A 16,753-nucleotide genomic window follows, 5' to 3' on the forward strand; every position below is an offset into this window, starting at 1 on the left:
GATATGCCGGATTTCCAGACAAATTGCTCCTTTGGGAACAATTGGCAAATTCGTAATGTAAACTGTTGGCAATCCTGGTTGTCCAGGTGGGTGCAATGATTGTGCCATGCTGGTAGTTGTTGGCCCTGTTTGCGTTCTATGGTTGTGAAACCGAATGCCATTTGGGGCGTAGGCTCGTTTGAAATTGCATACACGATTGACCCGCTATGTTTGATAACAAGAATTCTGCGTTAAAACCTCGCACTGCATCTTCAGCGGTGGTGCCATACGCCCAAGCCACGGAAACACATGCACGGCCAACTTCAAATACGCCTCCCCTGACTGTGCTGCACCTGATTGGCTGTCTGCGTCGTCGCTGGAAGCAGGCTGCCATTCTGGGTACCATCGCTGCCGGCATGATTTCGGTATTTGTGTTCTGGTTTCTGCCACCTGCGCGCCCCTACGCTTATACAAAGTTATACTTTCAGTCGAAACCTGCAGGCACGGTGGATCGTCCTGACCCACCTGTAAAGCCCAGCACCCAGAAAGAACTGGTGGCCAGCCGGATTGTGCTGCAGGAAGTGTTCGATGGCGAAAAGGTGAAAAATCTGGAAATTGTGCGGGAGAAAACAGACCCGTACGAATGGCTGATACGCGAATTGCGGGTTGAATTCCCCACGGAATCCGAAATTATGCGGATTGAACTGGCCGACAATCGTGTGGAAGAAGCGAAAATCCTGGTGGATGAGCTGGCCCGCGTGTACATGGCACGGATTGCTAATGAGTCTGCGGAATATCGCAAGACCATGTACACCAAATTGAAAGATGAAATCAAGCGACTGGAAACCGAATATCTGAAAACATTCGATAAAGCGGGTGATCCGGAATCGGCTACATTGGATCCGGCGGTGATGGCCCAGCGTCTGCAGTGGCGTGGGTCGGAAATTACCCGGATGCGGGCAGATGTCCAGGCTTACAAAGACCGGGCGAGCGAAATACGCACCGAATTAACGATTCTGAATGAACGGCTGAAAAAACGTCCCATCGAATTGACTCCAGGTGAGTACGACAAACTGCTGGCATCCAATCCCACGGTGCAGAATTTGAAGCAAAGTCGTATCGCCTTACAGCAGATGTACGATCGGGAATCGCTGGGACTGGATCCCACCCACACCAGGATGGTGGGGCTGAAAAACCAGCTCAAACAGGTTGATGATCAACTCGAGGCAGTTCGCAAAGGTCTCAGTTCTGCTTCCATCGAAGAAAACCTGCGGGATGCAGCCACGAAATTGCAAGCGGAAATTAACAAATACGATCTGACGATCCGCAGCAAAGATGCAGAACTGGGGCTGGCGATCAAAGAATATGAGAAAATGGCCAGCAGCAGTGGGGCACTTTCCCGCGATAAACCGAAGTTCCTTGCCAGTGGCAGCCAACTGGAAGAAATGAGAAAAAGATTAAGCCTGTTGGAAATGGACCTGAATGCACCTTTCGGTGTGAAGCCTTTAGAGCACGAGGCAGTGATTGTTCGACCCAACGATGCCTCCCGCCGGATGAAATTAACCATGGTGGCGGCAGCGGGCACATTTGGTATGGTGGTGCTGCTGCTCTGTTTCATGGAATTTCGTGCTTATCGGATCAGTTCCCCCAGCGAAGTGGTGGAAAATCTCGGCCTTCGGGTCTACGGCACTGTGCCCGCACAGCCGAAACGGATTACGGGCCGCACTTTCCGTGATGATGAGTGGGAAGCGATTATTGCCGAATCGGTGGATTCGGCCAGAACCATCTTTCTTCATTCTGCGATGGCGAAAAACCTCCGCACCGTGATGGTGACCAGTGCGGTGGAAGGGGAAGGAAAAACGACCTTTTCCTGCCGACTGGCTGACAGTCTGGCTCGCTCTGGCCGCAAAACACTGCTGATCGATATGGATCTGCGGAATCCTTCTGTTCACGCCCAGTTTGGAATGTCCCCTGGTCCGGGTGTCTGTGAAATTCTGCGTGGCCAGGTGCTGGTGCATAACGCTATCCAGCCCACCACCCTGGATACTCTTTCGATTCTGACCGCGGGAAGCTGCGATCGCTTTGCTATCGAAGCACTGTCAATGCCGCAATTGACGGTGATGTTGAACTCGTTGCAGCAACAATACGATTTCATTCTGATCGATTCCAGCCCGGTGTTACCTGTTGCGGATACGTTGCTGGTGGCTAAACATGTGGACGGGGTGCTGTTTTCGCTGATGCAGGACCACAGCAAAATTGATCGTGTGCATGCTGCCACCGAAAAACTCGCCTCAATCGATGTCCCACTGCTGGGTGCTATTGTCAATGGCACACGTGGGGAAAGCTACGGTTACGCCACCGCTTACAGTCCGGCTGGCTCGGCAGGCTGACCATCATTCAAAATCAGCCCGCAGGAAAAGGTTTAACGAAACGCAAACTCGGTTCCAACTGGTACTCGCAATACAGTTGATGGCAAGGATGAAGTGGATTTATGCTTAGTAACTTTCGAACAAGGCCCGCACGACCGAAGGTTCACCGGCAGGAGTTTTCTCACGCCGGCAAGCAGGTGAACGTCCAGGTGATTGATGATCTCAATTTATCACCCAAGCCCACTGCTGTCATGCCGATACTGAAACGGATCATTGATGTGGGGCTGGGCACCCTTCTGCTCCTAGCACTGTCACCAATTATTGCCGTTTGTGCATTGCTGGTGCGACTGACTTCCCCCGGCCCGGCCTTTTATTCTCAGGTGCGGCTGGGAATGTTCGGGAAGCCGTTTATCATCTGGAAGCTACGCAGCATGCGAAACGATGCCGAACGTGGCACCGGTGCGATGTGGTGCGGCAAAAAAGACAAACGAGTGACCTTTATTGGCAAAATTCTGCGCAAACTGCACATTGATGAGTTTCCACAGTTGCTGAATGTGATCTCCGGCGAAATGAGCCTGGTTGGCCCACGGCCAGAACGACCTGAATTTTTCCCCGCCCTTGAAGCCTCCGTTCCGCATTATGCCAGCAGATTGCTGGTGCGGCCAGGGATCACCGGGCTGGCTCAGGCGTACCTCCCACCGGATGAAAGCATCGAAACTGTTCAGAAAAAACAGATTTACGATCTATACTACATCAAGCATGGGAATGTGCTGCTGGACCTTCGACTAATGGTGGTGACTGGTCTGCAGGCAGTGGGTGTGCCGCACGTCATGTGCCGGTTGATCTTTGTGCTGCCCCACCCGGAAACAATCCAGCCTGTCTACCAGGTTTCTAAACCTGGATTAAGATAGAATCTGAACTTTTTACTTATACCTATAAATTGCTTTGCAACCCAATCGCACGAAGAACGTTCTTCTGGTAACCCACCGTTTACCATATCCACCAGACAAAGGCGACAGGATTCGCACATACCACCTGTTGAGGTTTCTTAGTCAGCGTGCGTCTGTGTGGTTGGCGGCCCTGGCCGATGAAAAAGTCACCGATGAAGCCCGCGATACCTTGTCTGGCATGTGTAAGCAGGTCATTGCGGTGCCCCACCAGCACTGGAAACTCCCCCAGGGTGCGTGGAATGCGTTGAAAGGAAAAAGCATCTCCGAGGGGTATTTTTTCTCCAAAGAATTGCAGAACGCCATCAAACAACTTGCTCAAGCGGTGCCTTTCGACATGGCAATTGCTTCTGCATCCAGCATTGCTGATTATTTGAACATTCCGGAACTTAGTAACGCGTTGCGGGTCATCGACGTGATGGACGTCGACAGCCAGAAGTGGGAAGATTATGCGGCGGCGAGTTCCCAGCCCAAAAAAATGGTTTTTCAACTGGAAGCCAAACGCACCCTCAAAGCAGAAAAAAAACTGGCCAGTTGGGCAGATGTCGTCACCCTGGTGAGTGAAGGTGAAGCGAAATTGTTTCGCGACCGCACCACAGCCAAAAATGTGCACTGCATCGCCAATGGCGTGGATCTGAATTATTTTCACCCAACCACAGAACCGACAGACCACAGTTGTGTGTTTGTGGGGGTGATGGATTATCGCCCGAACGTGGATGCCGTCTGCTGGTTTGCGAAAGCAGCCTGGCCGGAAATTCGCCACCGAGTACCCAAGGCCACGTTCCGGATTGTGGGCAGAAATCCCGCACCTGCCGTGGTGGAACTGCAGAATATCCCAGGTGTGGAAGTGACAGGCTCGGTGCCCGATGTTCGACCCTATCTGGCCAAAGCAGTTCTAGCCGTTGCCCCACTGCAGATCGCCCGGGGCATTCAAAATAAGGTGCTGGAAGCAATGGCTGCCGGAAAACCGGTGATTGCTTCCCCACAAGCGTTGGGTGGGCTGAGCCATCATGCCCAACTGCCGATACTGCGGGCCGAAAACCGCGATCAGTGGTTACAAATGGTAACAGAACTATTGAACAACCCACAGAAAAGTGCCGAACTAGGCCAGCAGGGACGTGAATTTGTTGAAATCTACCACAATTGGGACCTGTGCCTGGGGCCGTTTGAACAGATGCTGTTGACACCCAAGTCGAGTGCAGGCCAATGAAAGCACCCTTCCCACAGCGTCATCACTATGCCTTTGCCTCGATTGCCTTTGCATTGTTCATCGTTTATGGCAGTCTGGTGCCATTCGAGGCGATTTCACTTTCATTTTCGACAGCACGTATCCAGTTTGCAGAAGCGATGCGAACGACATTTTCCTTCGAGTCCCGCTCCGACTGGGTGGCGAATATCCTTCTATACATCCCGTTAGGCTTCGTGGGCTGTGCCGCACTGATGGTGGATCGGCGACATCTGTGGGCACCCATGGCAGTCATTGCCGCTGTATTTGTGATCTGCATGGGGGTGGAATTTGCCCAACTGTGGTTCCCGATGCGAACAACTTCGGTAAACGATGTGATCGCCAACACAGTTGGTGGGGGAATCGGTGCCGTAGGATGGTGCCTTTACGGACAGAATGTGACCGAGCGGATGCGGACGTTGTGGACGACTTCCGGTCGAGAACATGCCTTTTTTCGTATTATTCCGTTTTACCTGTTGTTCCTGATTGCGGTCAATGGCATGCCGTTTGATCTCAGCATCAGCCCCACGGAATTATGGTATAAGTATAAAGCTGGCCGAATCCAGTGGTTCCCACCGGTGGGCTTTCTGGAAAAACTTCTGGTCATTGTGGCTTATTTTGCCCCGATTGGCTGGATGTGGGCTAGATTCACCACCCCAAAGTGGGGCGACAACTTCCTTTATGCACTTGGAATTGGTTTCGCCTGTGCCACGCTGCTGGAATTGGTGCAACTTTCAGTGTTAAGTTGTGGCACCTATCTGAGCGATGTCATCGCAGGCACCGGTGCGGTGCTGCTTGGTTGGCAATTCGCCCGAACTCCTTTGATTGTAAGCCGTTACCGGATTTTCTTCGCATTGCTGTGGTGCGTCGCCCTGGCCACCGTTCATTGGTATGGCCGCATCTGGGTGGGAACCGGTTGGCTGCACTGGAAGTTTGAAGAAATCTTCTGGGTGCCCTTCACGGATTATTTTCGCAGCCACTACCTGACCGCATTTGGCAAAATTGTCGACCGCACGATGGTGATGATTGTGCTGGGCGTGTTGCTGCACCGCAAATCCGGCTGGGCCTGGACCAGTCTCATTGTCGGGACAATCGCTTTGTTGTTGGAATGCGGGTTGCTGTTCATGGGAAATTCACCCACTTCGGCAGCTTTTTTGGAAAATCCATTCTCGCCCATCCCCAGCACCAGTAAAGTCGAACTAGGTTTTATCGGTGGGGGAATTGGTGGCTGGCTGGCACTGCGTTGGGGCAATCGCTCCAGTGTGGTGCAACAGGCACCGCCAAAGCAACCCCAGGAAAATCAGCGTCCGATGTACGCCCCACGTTGGCCGGGACCTCGTCCTCAGTCAGCAAATTAATGAAATTGGCCGTAACTGCCAGAAAACAAAGAACTTAAGGCGAAGACTGACAATTATTATCATGAATTCTTCATTAATAAACGATGAGACCGTGGTGGAACAGCACGAAGCAGAGAATGTCTCCCCACCGGAACTGGTTGCCCAGCCCAGCGGACAGGATCATCTCCCGATTACTGTGATTGAACGTCGGCCTGGCTGGCACCTGGTCAATTTCGGGGAATTGTGGCGGACCCGCGAGATCCTGTTCTACCTGGCGTGGCGAGATATCAAAGTTCGCTACAAACAGACCGTTCTGGGGATCGCCTGGGCCTTTGTGCAACCCCTGCTGTCCATGGTGGTCTTTGCCATTTTCTTTGGTCGCATGGGTGGCATGGGCACCGGCGTTGAAAATTACGCAATGTTTGTCTTCGCGGGCATTTTGCTCTGGACCTTTTTTCAGATTCGCTGTCGGTGGCGGGCAATAGTATCGTCGCCAACGAACGCCTGATCACCAAAATTTATTTCCCACGATTGCACGTGCCATTCAGTGCAGTGGGGAGTGCCCTGTTCGACCTGATTGTTGCCCAGATTCTACTCGTGATCATGATGCTGATCTTTGGCGTAGTACCGGGTTGGCGACTGGCAATTGCCCCACTGGCAGCCGGCATGATGATTATTGCCGCCATGGGTATCGGAGCATTTCTGGCAGCATTGGTCGCAGCCCAACGCGATTTCCGTTACATTCTGGGCTTTATGATTCAATTGTGGATGTTTGCCACGCCCGCAATTTATCGGCCGATTGAATCGCTGGGCCAGACCGCACAGTGGCTGCTGCCAATCAATCCGTGCCACGGTCTGGTGGAAAATTTCCGGCAGGCAATCCTGAATCAGCCTCTGAACTGGTATTCGTTTGGGGTATCCAGTGGCATGGCAATCGTCATTGCGGTGATTGGCCTGGCCTATTTCAAACGTGTCGAACGCACCTTTGCGGATGTCATTTAACCCCCCACGGAGCAAGAAATGAAACCCGCAGTAATTGTTGATGGGATCTCTAAGTTCTACCACCTGGGTGGTTTGCAGCGTGCGGATCGCAACCTGACTGAAAATGTGCTTTACCACCTGAAGCGGTCGATGCAGACGCTGACGGGCCGCACCACGCTGGATGAGGCGAATGGCTTCTGGGCGTTGAAAAATACCTCCTTTGAGGTGCAGCCAGGCGAAGTCATTGGACTGGTGGGGCGTAATGGTGCTGGCAAAAGCACACTTCTGAAAATTCTCTCACGAATTACCGAGCCCACCAGTGGCAAGGCGTTGATTCGTGGGCGATTAGGCAGCCTGCTCGAGGTGGGGACTGGTTTTCACCACGAATTGAGTGGGAGAGAGAATATTTTCCTGAACGGCTCCATTCTGGGAATGTCCCGCCGCGAAATTAAATCCAAACTGGATGAAATTATCGCTTTTGCCGATATGGACCAGTTTCTGGATACCCCCGTCAAGCGTTATTCCAGCGGTATGGTGGTGCGGCTGGCGTTTGCAATCGCTGCCCACCTGCAGCCGGAAGTCCTTATTGTGGATGAAGTTCTGGCAGTCGGCGATGCACAGTTTCAGAAAAAATGTTTGGGTAAAATGAAGGATGTGTCACAGGAAGGCCGCACCATCCTTTTTGTCAGCCACGATATGCACGCGGTGCGTCGCTTATGCCACCGTGCGGTGCTGCTTTCCAAAGGTGAAGTGGTACAGGTGGGCCCCACAGCGGAAGTAATTGCCACCTACCTTGCACGGGAAGCCGTCGTGGTGCCACCTGGTCAGCAGGTCGATCTTTCCAATACCCGCCGAAAGGGGCTACTGACCGCACGCTTCACCAGTATGACGATGGACAACGGTGCGGGCGATCTCGTCCATTCCGGTGGCCCACTGCGGGTACAATTGACGATTCACGCCGACCAACCGATTGTGACCGACAGCATCGCACTGACCATTATTGATCGCACCGGTTTTCGCCTGATCCACGCCGATACCGCCCGCATTGATTACCCGGTACAATTACAACCGGGCACGAATCAGGTGGAATTGACCATCCCCGCCCTGCACCTGCAACCAGGAGGTTATACCATGGGTCTGTGGCTGGCCCAATGGCCGGATCACATTATTGATCAGGTAGAATCGGCCTGCGATCTGGAAGTGATTCCCAATCCGGATGACAGCAGCGTGAAACCTGTCGCTGACGGTGCCGTCCGCTGTGATTTACAGGCTCGGGTGGTCGTACCACAGGAGATTTAACCGGACGTGTTAAAACTGGGATTGCTATTGATGATCTCTGCCTGGGGTGGTGCGGCCAGTCTGATCTGGGGGCCGTTCATTCCACTGGTGCTGTATTACTTCTTTACAGTCTTTCGACCTCAGGTGATCTGGAAAGAGTCGCTGGCTGCCTATCCCGATTTTCAGTGGGCGCTGATGATGGCACTCCCCACCATCGGGGCCACCTTTGTCTGGCGCTTCGCCCGTTTTATTGCCCCACAACGGTTTGTGAATCAGCCACTGCCCAGGCCGAATATTGGACATTTTGTCTTTGCGTTTTTTGCCCTGTGGATCACCGTTACCTATTTGACTTCACGAAATCAGTTACTGGCAGAACCGATCTTCAGCGATTATCGCAAGATCTTCCTGATGTTCTTCATCTCTGCCATGGTGCTGACCAGTATCCGCCAGATCTGGATCATCTATCTGGTGGTTCTTGGTTCGCTTTCGTACATCGCGTTTGAAGTCAACCAGTATTACTTTTTCAACAACTACCTGTATCTGGTGAATCAGGGTTATTCCGATATTCGCGGTGGGGGATTGGATAACAATGGTGCCGCACTGATGCTGGCGATGGGTTTCCCTATGTGCGTCTATGCCTGGGACGGTGTCAAGCACTGGATTCGCTGGCTGTTCCCGGTATGTGCAATGCTGATTGTCCATGCTGTCCTGACCTCGTACTCCCGCGGTGCGATGCTTTCGATCCTGATTACCGTGCCGTTTTACATCTTCCGCTGCCAATCGAAACGCCTGATTCTGGTGGGCTATCTGGTGGGGGCAATGATGCTGCCGTTTCTGGTCAGCGATGAGATTGCCAAGCGGTTCATGAGTATTACTTCCCACGAAGAGGATGAAAGTGCCGGCAGTCGGAAAACCACCTGGGCAATCGCCTGGAATATGGCCAACGAACGGCCAATTTTTGGTTATGGCATCCGAAATTCCAGCCTTTACACCTACCAGTTCGGTGCCGATGAAGAAGGGCGGGTGATTCACAACAACTATCTGCAGATTGCCGCCGACAGTGGTATGATTGCTCTGGCAGGTTTGCTGGCGATTTACGCGGTCTGCTTATATCTTGCGGCAAAAATACGCTGGTCAATCCCAGGATCCAACAGTATCGTGGGATTGCTGCTAGCCGCCGGCCACACACTGACAGGGGGGCGCTGGCAACCGATTAGTTCCACTGCGGGATACCGTGGCAAAGATGCCCACCTGGTCTATGCGATGGCCTGTGGCATCGAAGGTTCGTTGATCTGCTGGATGTTTGGCAGCTTTTTCCTGTCGCTGGAAACGTTCGAGCCACCCTACGTACTGGAAATCCTGGTCATCCAGCTCTGGTCGATTCTGCAACTGAAACGTGTGCATGAATCCCATGAATTTGGCTAATGGTTGTCCGCTGTTCAGAAGGTTACATTGTCTCAGAAATTGTTTTCTGGTAATACCTGATGTATGCCTGAATGAACCAGACATGTTGATTGTATTTGAGTGAATTGAGTTGTTGTTCCAACGAGTCCAACATTTTCAATGCTGATTCGTAACTGTATTGTTCCATCAATTGATACGCCAACTTTGCCTGCCGTTTGAAATTTGAAATCCCCTCTTTCTCTTGCCAGCCATGCTGCTGAATAAGCTCGATGGCATAGTACAAATCCAGGGGATTCACTGATGCCGGTGTGAGATTTGACAGAAACAGCTCATGTAATTCAGATCTACTGATTCCAATATCGTGATACATCTGTGTATCGTCGACATTTTCTGGATACTGTTCGTTCATGACACAGTTCCCGTGTTCAAACAGTTGATACGATGCGTGTCCACTGGTACTACAGGAAAACACGATTGCTATTGGATGAATTTTTGTCGAAAGAGATCTTGCTACTTGCGCATAGTTCTTCATCTCCGTACCAGCACCATGTGCAAGGATGGCAAAGTTTGCTTCACGCTGGAGTAACAATAAGGGATGCGGTGTCGCAAGTGCATGAAATGCGTTCACTACAATCTCTGTTGATCCAGTCAGGACTATCCCACAAAATCGCTCGCTCATCGGACTATCCTAAAAAGTGGTATCCAGTTCAAGATGTGGTGAATACGAAATGTCTGAAACTACTTCAAAAATGGCCCGGGTGCCCGGCCTGTTGACTGCATGGGAGTAATCTTTGGTGGCACCACTCGTATCAGATCAGCATGAAAAGTCAGGCGATACAAGGTCTTACGATCTGCGGGTGTGATTTCCTTGCGGGTTCGTTTGCTCTGCAGCAATTGCTCAGCGACACCATATTCCGCTAATTGTTCCTGATGATAACCACGTGCCAGCAGGTAGATGGTGGGTCGATCGATTTCCGTACTGCGCAGAAAAGTAATGTTCTGGAGCTGGCGGGCATTTCTGCCCAGGTAATACAGGTTCCAGGAGGCATTCAATGGTTCTTCTTCATCCAGCACATACACATGTTCTTCCGGTGGTACCAACTCACGGATTTCAGCAATCAACCGTGAGTCTTCTGCGTAATTGTCCAGATACTTCGATCGAAAGTAGTGGGCAGCAATGTGGATGAACGTGATGACCATCAGCAGACCCACCAACGCCACCCTGGGCTGTGGGCGGGAAACAAACCAGGTCGCAAACAATACCAGTGGCACCCATGCCAGAAGTAAGATCGTTTGCAGATTGGCCGGCCCAGGTAGCTTTTTGGCTAACGCCAGGATAGTACCCAGGCCCAGTGGAATCAGGATTCCTGACCACAGTGCGGGATGGCGAAACCAGCGTGGCTGCTGCTGAAACCAGGAAAACATCCGTTGCAGGCCCTGACTGCCCAGAATTGCGGCAGGCGCCAGGCAACTGAGCATGTAGTGGTGGTGCTTGCCATTAAACAGCGAGAAAAAGATCGGCGGCACGATTGCCCACAACCAGACGAACCGCCAGGGTGAGACTGTTGTGCCACGAATCTGAGAAAATGTGGTAACCAGTCCGACAACCAATGCAATTGTCCAGGGGAAGATATTCCAAGGCTGTTGGACCGCGTAATACCACGCTGGTTCTTTCATGTAGTCGGTGTTGTAGCGACCCTGGTAATCGTTTTTCCAAAGATCAACGACTCCTGGTTCGTTGCTGCTTGCCACAAGCAACCAACTGGCTGCGCCACCAAGGAACAGCAGAATTCCAGGCAGCCAGAAAAGTGCGAAAAAGCGTCGACGATCCCAGGTCCAGATCAGCCAGAGGAGTATTGGCCACGCAATAAACATGCTGCCAAAAAATACCCCCTTGGTCCAATGGCTGATTCCCATGACCAGGTAAAACAGCCAGTATACCGTGGGGCGATTCCCCAAAAATGAAGTGCTTTGTGGTGCTGGCCGCGACAATAGTTTCAGGGCCAGCATTCCACCAATTGTAACAATTCCAGCCAGAAAAATGTCGGCTTCTGGTGCCACCGCGTACGAAGCAAACTCCCGCATTGTTGCCAGAACCAGCCCACTGAGCAAGCCGGTGATTCTGCCAAAAACCTGTGCTGCCAGGTGGGCCACCAACAGTACGGTCAGCCAACTGAACAGAATCGAAGGAAACCGCATCGCAAATTCATCTTGAATATCTCCCACCAGCAGGGCACCCACCCCAGTGAGCCAGTGAGGCACTGGTGGGCGTTCCAGCCAGACCCTCCCACCGTAGGTGGGGATGAGGTAACTTCCAGAATCGAACATTTCCCGCACGTTAATGCAGTGGGTCGTTTCATGTGTGGTGAAGACCCGCGGAATCACCAGTGAGATGCCAAAGTAAACCCAGCATAGCAGCGATAACCAGATGTAATCGTTACGCTGGAGTGGGGATGACTGATTGTTTTGGATGTGGGATTCTTCCATGGTTCCATGTGAATGATTTTCGAACTGTTTGTTGTATTTGAGAATGGAGAAAGAAAAAAGCCGTACCACAAGGGTACGGCTTACGGAGAGGACGCTCAAAGAGTATTAATTACAGCAATTCGCTGACAGTTTGACGATCATCGAGAATGTACATTGGTCGACCGCTGCCATTATTGAAGGTCATGGAAGGATCGATTCCCATGGCATGGTAGAAGGTCGAGAGTAGGTGGGACACTTTGTAAGGACGATCTTTAGGCCGTTCACCACGATCGGTGGTGCTGCCGACTGCCTGGCCCACTTTCAAGCCACCACCAGCAACCATTGCGGACATCGCTGGCGACCAGTGATCGCGACCTGCACCACCGTTGATCTTCGGCGTACGGCCGAATTCACCCCAGACAACCACGATGGTGTCTTCGAGCAGACCACGCTCATCCAGATCGGAGATCATGTTGGCCACGCCACGGTCGAGCATGGGCAATTGTTTTTTGAGGGTGGTGAAGTTCTGACCGTGGGTATCCCAGCCACCATAAGACAAGGTGACGCAGCCGACACCGGTTTCCACCAGACGACGGGCCTGCAGGAACTGCTCCACACCCTTGTAGCGGTCACGTACGCGTGGGTCTTCGCTCTTCAGGTCAAGTGCTTTCCGGACATTGCCTGAAGCAATCATATCAAATGCACGTTCCGTGAACGAATCAATCCCACGCATCGTGGTGGTGGTATCAATTTCGTGACGCACGGTATCGAAGTTTTTCAACAGGTTCTTGCGATCATCCATTGCATCCACGGTAAAGCCACCACGCATGCTGAGGTTGTCGAGGCCAGCACCGGATGGGGTGAAGGCACGGTGGGCAACGCCCAGAAAACCTGGTTCATTGCCTCGGCTCATCCCACGCAGGCTGACGAATGGTGGTACGTCCTGACCGCTGTTGGAACGCAGTTTCGAAATCACCGACCCAAACGAAGGGTGGTGGGCAGTGCGGTTTTCCCGTTCCGGGTAACCAGTCATCACCAACGAATCGGAATGCTCATCGACCGAAACCAGCGAACGAACGGCGGCCAGTTTGTCGAACATTGCTGCCTGCATGGGGAAATGTTCACAAATCTCCACGCCCGGCACCTTGGTTTTAATCGGATTGAATTCCCCACGGAACTCGCTGGGTGCGTTAGGCTTCAGGTCGTACATATCCATGTGGGAAGGCCCACCAGGCAGGTACACCATAATTGCGGATTTAATGGTGGGTGAAGTGCCACCAGGTGCCGCAATTGCTTTGGCACGCAGCACATCGGCCAGGGTAATCCCTGCACCGAACGCACCAATTCGCAGGAAATTACGACGGTTAACACCATCGCAGAATGATTGTGATTGACCGTTAAACGTGATCATAAATGGTCTCTACCGGCGGGAAAGTTTGGTTGGTACCCGATTCAATGTTTCGGGAATTGTTTGAATGTTAATCTTATTCTCGAGATGATTCAATCCGATTTTTAAGAATTTTTGAAATTTTGTTAGAAAAAATTCTCATTAATTCCTGATTTGCAATCTGAAATCTATCTGAATGTCTGATAATCGTGGGGCAGATGCCCCTCCCTTGTGGGAAACAAGCCACCTGAGAACCTACAATAAGCTGTTCAAAATAAAGGATTTCGTGGTGACTGAAGGTCCGAACAACAATTTGCCTGCGTTATTATTGATCGCCCACGGCAGCAGGCGGGCTGCTGCAAATGCAGAACTGCAGGAACTGGCAAATCTGCTGGCCCCACGTGGGGAATATTTGCATATACAACCATCTTACCTGGAATTGTGCCAGCCAGATATCGCCACCGGTGGCCGATTGTGCGTGGCTGCAGGTGCGAAGACAGTCGTCATGCTGCCATATTTTCTGTCACCCGGCATGCACGCCATAGATGATATGCAGGAAGCGCAGGCGGCATTGCAGGCAGAATTCCCCCACGTGCGGTTTTTACTGGCGTCCCACCTGGGTTTACACCCATTGATGCTGGAAATTGTGCACGCACGTGCGAATGAAGTCCTGTCACACGCGAATTAGTTGACACATCATATAATTACAAGTCAGATTGTTTCCAAGCCGTATGGCCCGATGCTTATCCTTGTTGCGGAACGGTCTTCTTTACGCGGAGTGTGTATTTGATGCTATCCGCAGGGAAATGCCGGCACCATCCGCGTTCATACCAGTCAAGCATGCCAATCGAGGAATTGACAATCCTGGCGGCCAGTCGGCGTATTGGTTTGCAGAGCAAGAGGGTCGGAATCAGAGTCACTTTGACTGCATCGACGGTGAATCGCTCCGGAATGTAGTATGCAGGAACTTTTCTTCTAGGCTGGTCGGCATCGTCGGCGAAGTAGAAGAAGCTGTACAACCCAAAAAAACGCACGTGGGTCGGGTCTGAGTAACAGTATGGATTCGAGAAGTGCGGGGCGACCACTTCCACCTTCCCATCAGGGACGACGATGCGATGGATCTCTTTCAACAGCGGCAGAAATTCAACGACATGCTCCAGAGTGTGGTGCGTGAAGATTGAGGCGACGGAATTGTCGGGCAGTTCCGAGAGAGGCTCGTTGAGGTTCGCGACAATATCAACGCCTGGCATTTCAATCCAATCGACGCCGAAGAATCCGCTCCTGGGTCTGCGTCCGCAACCAAGGTCCAGATTCAGTTTTCTACCAGCAGCGAGTTCATCATGCACGATCTGATTAACGATATTCATTTACTAATCACTCGATTGCCTGTATCAACAAGGATTTCTCAGCCAGCATGCCCAGTCCAATCTGGAAAACAACTTCAACTTGTATACAGCACTGCACTTTGCCGGCACACGGAAAAGTTGGCAATTGCGGAAAAACACCCAAAACTATCCGAGAAACGCGCAATAGCAATCAATCTCTACAAGAAAATCGACCCCACATTTCAGGAAAAGTATTTTCAGGGAATTGATCGGAAATAATTAACTTCAGCAGCAGCCAGAACCGGGGCTGCACGTGCCATCCGCTTCTACGGTGGGAATCCCACAACGGTCTTTTGCCAGGCAGTCGGTGTGCTTGCTGCCAACGGTCAGAAGAATGCCCGAAGGGGTCAATTCTACTTCGGACAGCGGGTATTGAGACACCACTTCACCTTCATATTCCACTTCTACGGGCAGATCAGTCGATTGCAGCAATGGTGCCGCCATCGACAAAATTGTCGCCAGTTTGGTTGAGGTCAGCCGGTGGTCTTCATCGGTAGCAACCCACAGTTGCAACAGGCAGGTGGTGCTCGATCGGGTGGTGCCGCCGCAATCGATGAAATCTTTCTGAATCCGACCCACTTCAGTCACATGGAAGTGGGCAGGAACAAACTCCCCGCTGGGCAGCATTACATGTAACGCAGCTTCGGGGTTCGCTTGTAGTATTGACTGAAATTCGGCTAAGTTCATCGCCATTCTCTCTAATACGGTGGCCGTTATTGTAGATATATCGATTCGTTGGGCGATTCAGAAACATGATCCGAAAACAAAATGAAACCGCATTTTTCTGCAATTTGTAGGATGATGGTGCATGAACACCACGAACAAAGAACAATCTGTGGGAGAACTTTCACCGTTATTGGTTTTTGCGGATGACTGGGGCCGTCACCCTTCCAGTGCCCAACATCTGATTCGGCAACTTTTGCCCACCCGCACCGTACTGTGGGTGAACACGATAGGCACACGAGCCCCACAACTCGATTGGCTGACAATTCAGCGTGCATGGGGCAAACTTCGCCAATGGCTGGTGCCAAAGCCGCAAAAATTAGAAAATAATGAGAGCCAAGCGATCCCAGCCAATTTGAACGTGCTGAATCCTCGCATGTGGCCCTGGTTTACCAAGAAGTTTGATCGTCGTTTGAATGTGCGACTGTTGGTGCCACCATTGCAGCGTGCGATTCAGGAATTACCCAGCCCACCGATTGCGATCACCACCTTACCGATTGTGGCTGACCTGATCCCCCACCTGAACGTGCGGCACTGGGTGTATTATTGTGTGGACGACTTTGGGTTGTGGCCGGGTCTGGACCGCACCACCATGACGCGAATGGAACGCGATTTATTGTCGCAAGTATCGACTGCTGTGGCAGTTAGTGAAAATCTCCAGGCCCGCCTTCGAGGACTGGGGACGAACGCAACACTGCTGAGTCATGGAGTGGATCTCGATTTCTGGCAGCACCCACGTGGGGAGTGGACACAGTGGGATCATCTGCCAAAACCGTGGATAGTATTCTGGGGCGTCGTCGACCCGCGACTGCACACGGGCATGGTGGCAGCCCTGGCTCAGAGACTGGGGCAGGGGTCGATTCTGTTGATTGGCCCGCACCAGCATCCCGATCCGCAACTGGCCAGGTTGCCCCACACGCACCTGTTGCCAGCACAACCTTTTGCCAGTTTACCCAGTTTGGCGAAACGGGCAGACGTGCTGGTCATGCCGTATGCAGATCTGCCGGTAACGCGGGCAATGCAACCACTGAAACTGAAGGAATATCTGGCGACGGGTCGACCGGTGGTGGTGAGCGATTTGCCAGCCAACCAAACCTGGTCGGAAGGTGCGGATCTCGTCCGCACTCCGGAGGAGTTTGCCGCACGTGTGCTGGAACGGTTGCAAACTGGCACGCCACCATCGCAACTGATTGCCAGAGAGGTACTTATGGCAGAATCGTGGCAGGCCAAAGCCACCCACTTCGCTGAATTGATTGAGGGGTAAACCCACAG

The 16,753-nt window shown here is 52.1% G+C and carries 15 protein-coding genes; 10 read left to right on the top strand and 5 right to left on the bottom strand.

All coding sequences use genetic code 11. The annotated features are described in order from the left end of the window. The first annotated feature begins 206 nt into the window (after positions 1-206). From R3B84_03445 to R3B84_03480, 8 genes are all read left to right on the top strand, one after another. Positions 207-2,369: a polysaccharide biosynthesis tyrosine autokinase gene (locus R3B84_03445; protein MEZ6139604.1), complete on the top strand. Its 2,163-nt coding sequence runs from the start codon at positions 207-209 to the stop codon at positions 2,367-2,369. A gap of 101 nt (positions 2,370-2,470) precedes the next feature. Continuing rightward, positions 2,471-3,259, top strand: a complete 789-nt coding sequence (locus R3B84_03450) for a sugar transferase (GenBank protein MEZ6139605.1) — start codon at positions 2,471-2,473, stop codon at positions 3,257-3,259. A 34-nt stretch (positions 3,260-3,293) separates the two neighbouring features. After that, on the top strand, positions 3,294-4,505 hold the full coding sequence (locus R3B84_03455; GenBank protein MEZ6139606.1) for a TIGR03087 family PEP-CTERM/XrtA system glycosyltransferase: 1,212 nt from the start codon (positions 3,294-3,296) through the stop codon (positions 4,503-4,505). Then, entirely contained in the window at positions 4,502-5,878 is a 1,377-nt protein-coding gene (locus R3B84_03460; GenBank protein MEZ6139607.1) for a VanZ family protein, read from the top strand. The genes R3B84_03455 and R3B84_03460 overlap by 4 nt, the downstream gene beginning before the upstream one ends. Before the next feature lie 61 nt (positions 5,879-5,939). Continuing rightward, positions 5,940-6,365 (top strand): ABC transporter permease, encoded by a 426-nt coding sequence (locus R3B84_03465; GenBank protein ID MEZ6139608.1) that lies wholly within the window; start codon positions 5,940-5,942, stop codon positions 6,363-6,365. After that, the gene (locus R3B84_03470; GenBank protein MEZ6139609.1) at positions 6,329-6,859 is read left to right on the top strand and encodes an ABC transporter permease; all 531 of its coding nucleotides are present in this window, start codon (positions 6,329-6,331) and stop codon (positions 6,857-6,859) included. Before R3B84_03465 ends, R3B84_03470 begins: the two co-directional genes overlap by 37 nt. A gap of 18 nt (positions 6,860-6,877) precedes the next feature. After that, positions 6,878-8,137: an ABC transporter ATP-binding protein gene (locus R3B84_03475; GenBank protein MEZ6139610.1), complete on the top strand. Its 1,260-nt coding sequence runs from the start codon at positions 6,878-6,880 to the stop codon at positions 8,135-8,137. A gap of 30 nt (positions 8,138-8,167) precedes the next feature. Next, a complete protein-coding gene (locus R3B84_03480) occupies positions 8,168-9,541 on the top strand; it encodes an O-antigen ligase family protein (GenBank protein MEZ6139611.1) in 1,374 nt (457 codons plus the stop codon). Between the two features lie 22 nt (positions 9,542-9,563). On the opposite strand, the gene R3B84_03485 is transcribed toward R3B84_03480, so the two are convergent. The 3 genes from R3B84_03485 to R3B84_03495 all read right to left on the bottom strand — a co-directional run bounded on the left by R3B84_03485 (position 9,564) and on the right by R3B84_03495 (position 13,397). Further along, positions 9,564-9,929 carry a hypothetical protein gene (locus tag R3B84_03485; GenBank protein ID MEZ6139612.1) on the bottom strand — a complete coding sequence of 122 codons (366 nt, stop codon included), beginning with the start codon at positions 9,927-9,929 and terminating at the stop codon, positions 9,564-9,566. Positions 9,930-10,258: 329 nt separating this feature from the next. Next, positions 10,259-12,007: a glycosyltransferase family 39 protein gene (locus tag R3B84_03490; protein MEZ6139613.1), complete on the bottom strand. Its 1,749-nt coding sequence runs from the start codon at positions 12,005-12,007 to the stop codon at positions 10,259-10,261. 109 nt (positions 12,008-12,116) lie between these two features. Continuing rightward, entirely contained in the window at positions 12,117-13,397 is a 1,281-nt protein-coding gene (locus R3B84_03495) for a DUF1501 domain-containing protein (GenBank protein MEZ6139614.1), read from the bottom strand. 172 nt (positions 13,398-13,569) lie between these two features. Here R3B84_03495 and R3B84_03500 point away from each other — a divergent pair, with 172 nt between their 5' ends. Further along, positions 13,570-14,061, top strand: coding sequence for a CbiX/SirB N-terminal domain-containing protein (locus R3B84_03500; protein ID MEZ6139615.1), 492 nt, complete (start codon positions 13,570-13,572; stop codon positions 14,059-14,061). Positions 14,062-14,116: 55 nt separating this feature from the next. On the opposite strand, the gene R3B84_03505 is transcribed toward R3B84_03500, so the two are convergent. Then, a complete protein-coding gene (locus tag R3B84_03505) occupies positions 14,117-14,740 on the bottom strand; it encodes a methyltransferase domain-containing protein (protein ID MEZ6139616.1) in 624 nt (207 codons plus the stop codon). A gap of 243 nt (positions 14,741-14,983) precedes the next feature. Next, positions 14,984-15,445, bottom strand: a complete 462-nt coding sequence (locus R3B84_03510; protein ID MEZ6139617.1) for a DUF6428 family protein — start codon at positions 15,443-15,445, stop codon at positions 14,984-14,986. Positions 15,446-15,566: 121 nt separating this feature from the next. Between R3B84_03510 and R3B84_03515 the strand changes: the two genes are divergently transcribed. Further along, positions 15,567-16,745: a glycosyltransferase gene (locus tag R3B84_03515; GenBank protein MEZ6139618.1), complete on the top strand. Its 1,179-nt coding sequence runs from the start codon at positions 15,567-15,569 to the stop codon at positions 16,743-16,745. The last annotated feature ends 8 nt before the right edge of the window (positions 16,746-16,753 follow it).

Source organism: Zavarzinella sp. (assembly GCA_041399155.1).
Classification (GTDB): Bacteria; Planctomycetota; Planctomycetia; order Gemmatales; family Gemmataceae; genus JAWKTI01.

Excerpts from the sequence above, each read along its gene's own strand:
- R3B84_03445 (MEZ6139604.1), top strand. The coding sequence starts at position 207 with ATGTTTGATAACAAGAATTCTGCGTTAAAACCTCGCACTGCATCTTCA.
- R3B84_03450 (MEZ6139605.1), top strand. The coding sequence starts at position 2,471 with ATGCTTAGTAACTTTCGAACAAGGCCCGCACGACCGAAGGTTCACCGG.
- R3B84_03460 (MEZ6139607.1), top strand. The coding sequence starts at position 4,502 with ATGAAAGCACCCTTCCCACAGCGTCATCACTATGCCTTTGCCTCGATT.
- R3B84_03465 (MEZ6139608.1), top strand. The coding sequence starts at position 5,940 with ATGAATTCTTCATTAATAAACGATGAGACCGTGGTGGAACAGCACGAA.
- R3B84_03475 (MEZ6139610.1), top strand. The coding sequence starts at position 6,878 with ATGAAACCCGCAGTAATTGTTGATGGGATCTCTAAGTTCTACCACCTG.
- R3B84_03480 (MEZ6139611.1), top strand. The coding sequence starts at position 8,168 with ATGATCTCTGCCTGGGGTGGTGCGGCCAGTCTGATCTGGGGGCCGTTC.
- R3B84_03485 (MEZ6139612.1), bottom strand. The coding sequence starts at position 9,929 with ATGAACGAACAGTATCCAGAAAATGTCGACGATACACAGATGTATCAC.
- R3B84_03490 (MEZ6139613.1), bottom strand. The coding sequence starts at position 12,007 with ATGGAAGAATCCCACATCCAAAACAATCAGTCATCCCCACTCCAGCGT.
- R3B84_03495 (MEZ6139614.1), bottom strand. The coding sequence starts at position 13,397 with ATGATCACGTTTAACGGTCAATCACAATCATTCTGCGATGGTGTTAAC.
- R3B84_03500 (MEZ6139615.1), top strand. The coding sequence starts at position 13,570 with ATGTCTGATAATCGTGGGGCAGATGCCCCTCCCTTGTGGGAAACAAGC.
- R3B84_03505 (MEZ6139616.1), bottom strand. The coding sequence starts at position 14,740 with ATGAATATCGTTAATCAGATCGTGCATGATGAACTCGCTGCTGGTAGA.
- R3B84_03510 (MEZ6139617.1), bottom strand. The coding sequence starts at position 15,445 with ATGAACTTAGCCGAATTTCAGTCAATACTACAAGCGAACCCCGAAGCT.
- R3B84_03515 (MEZ6139618.1), top strand. The coding sequence starts at position 15,567 with ATGAACACCACGAACAAAGAACAATCTGTGGGAGAACTTTCACCGTTA.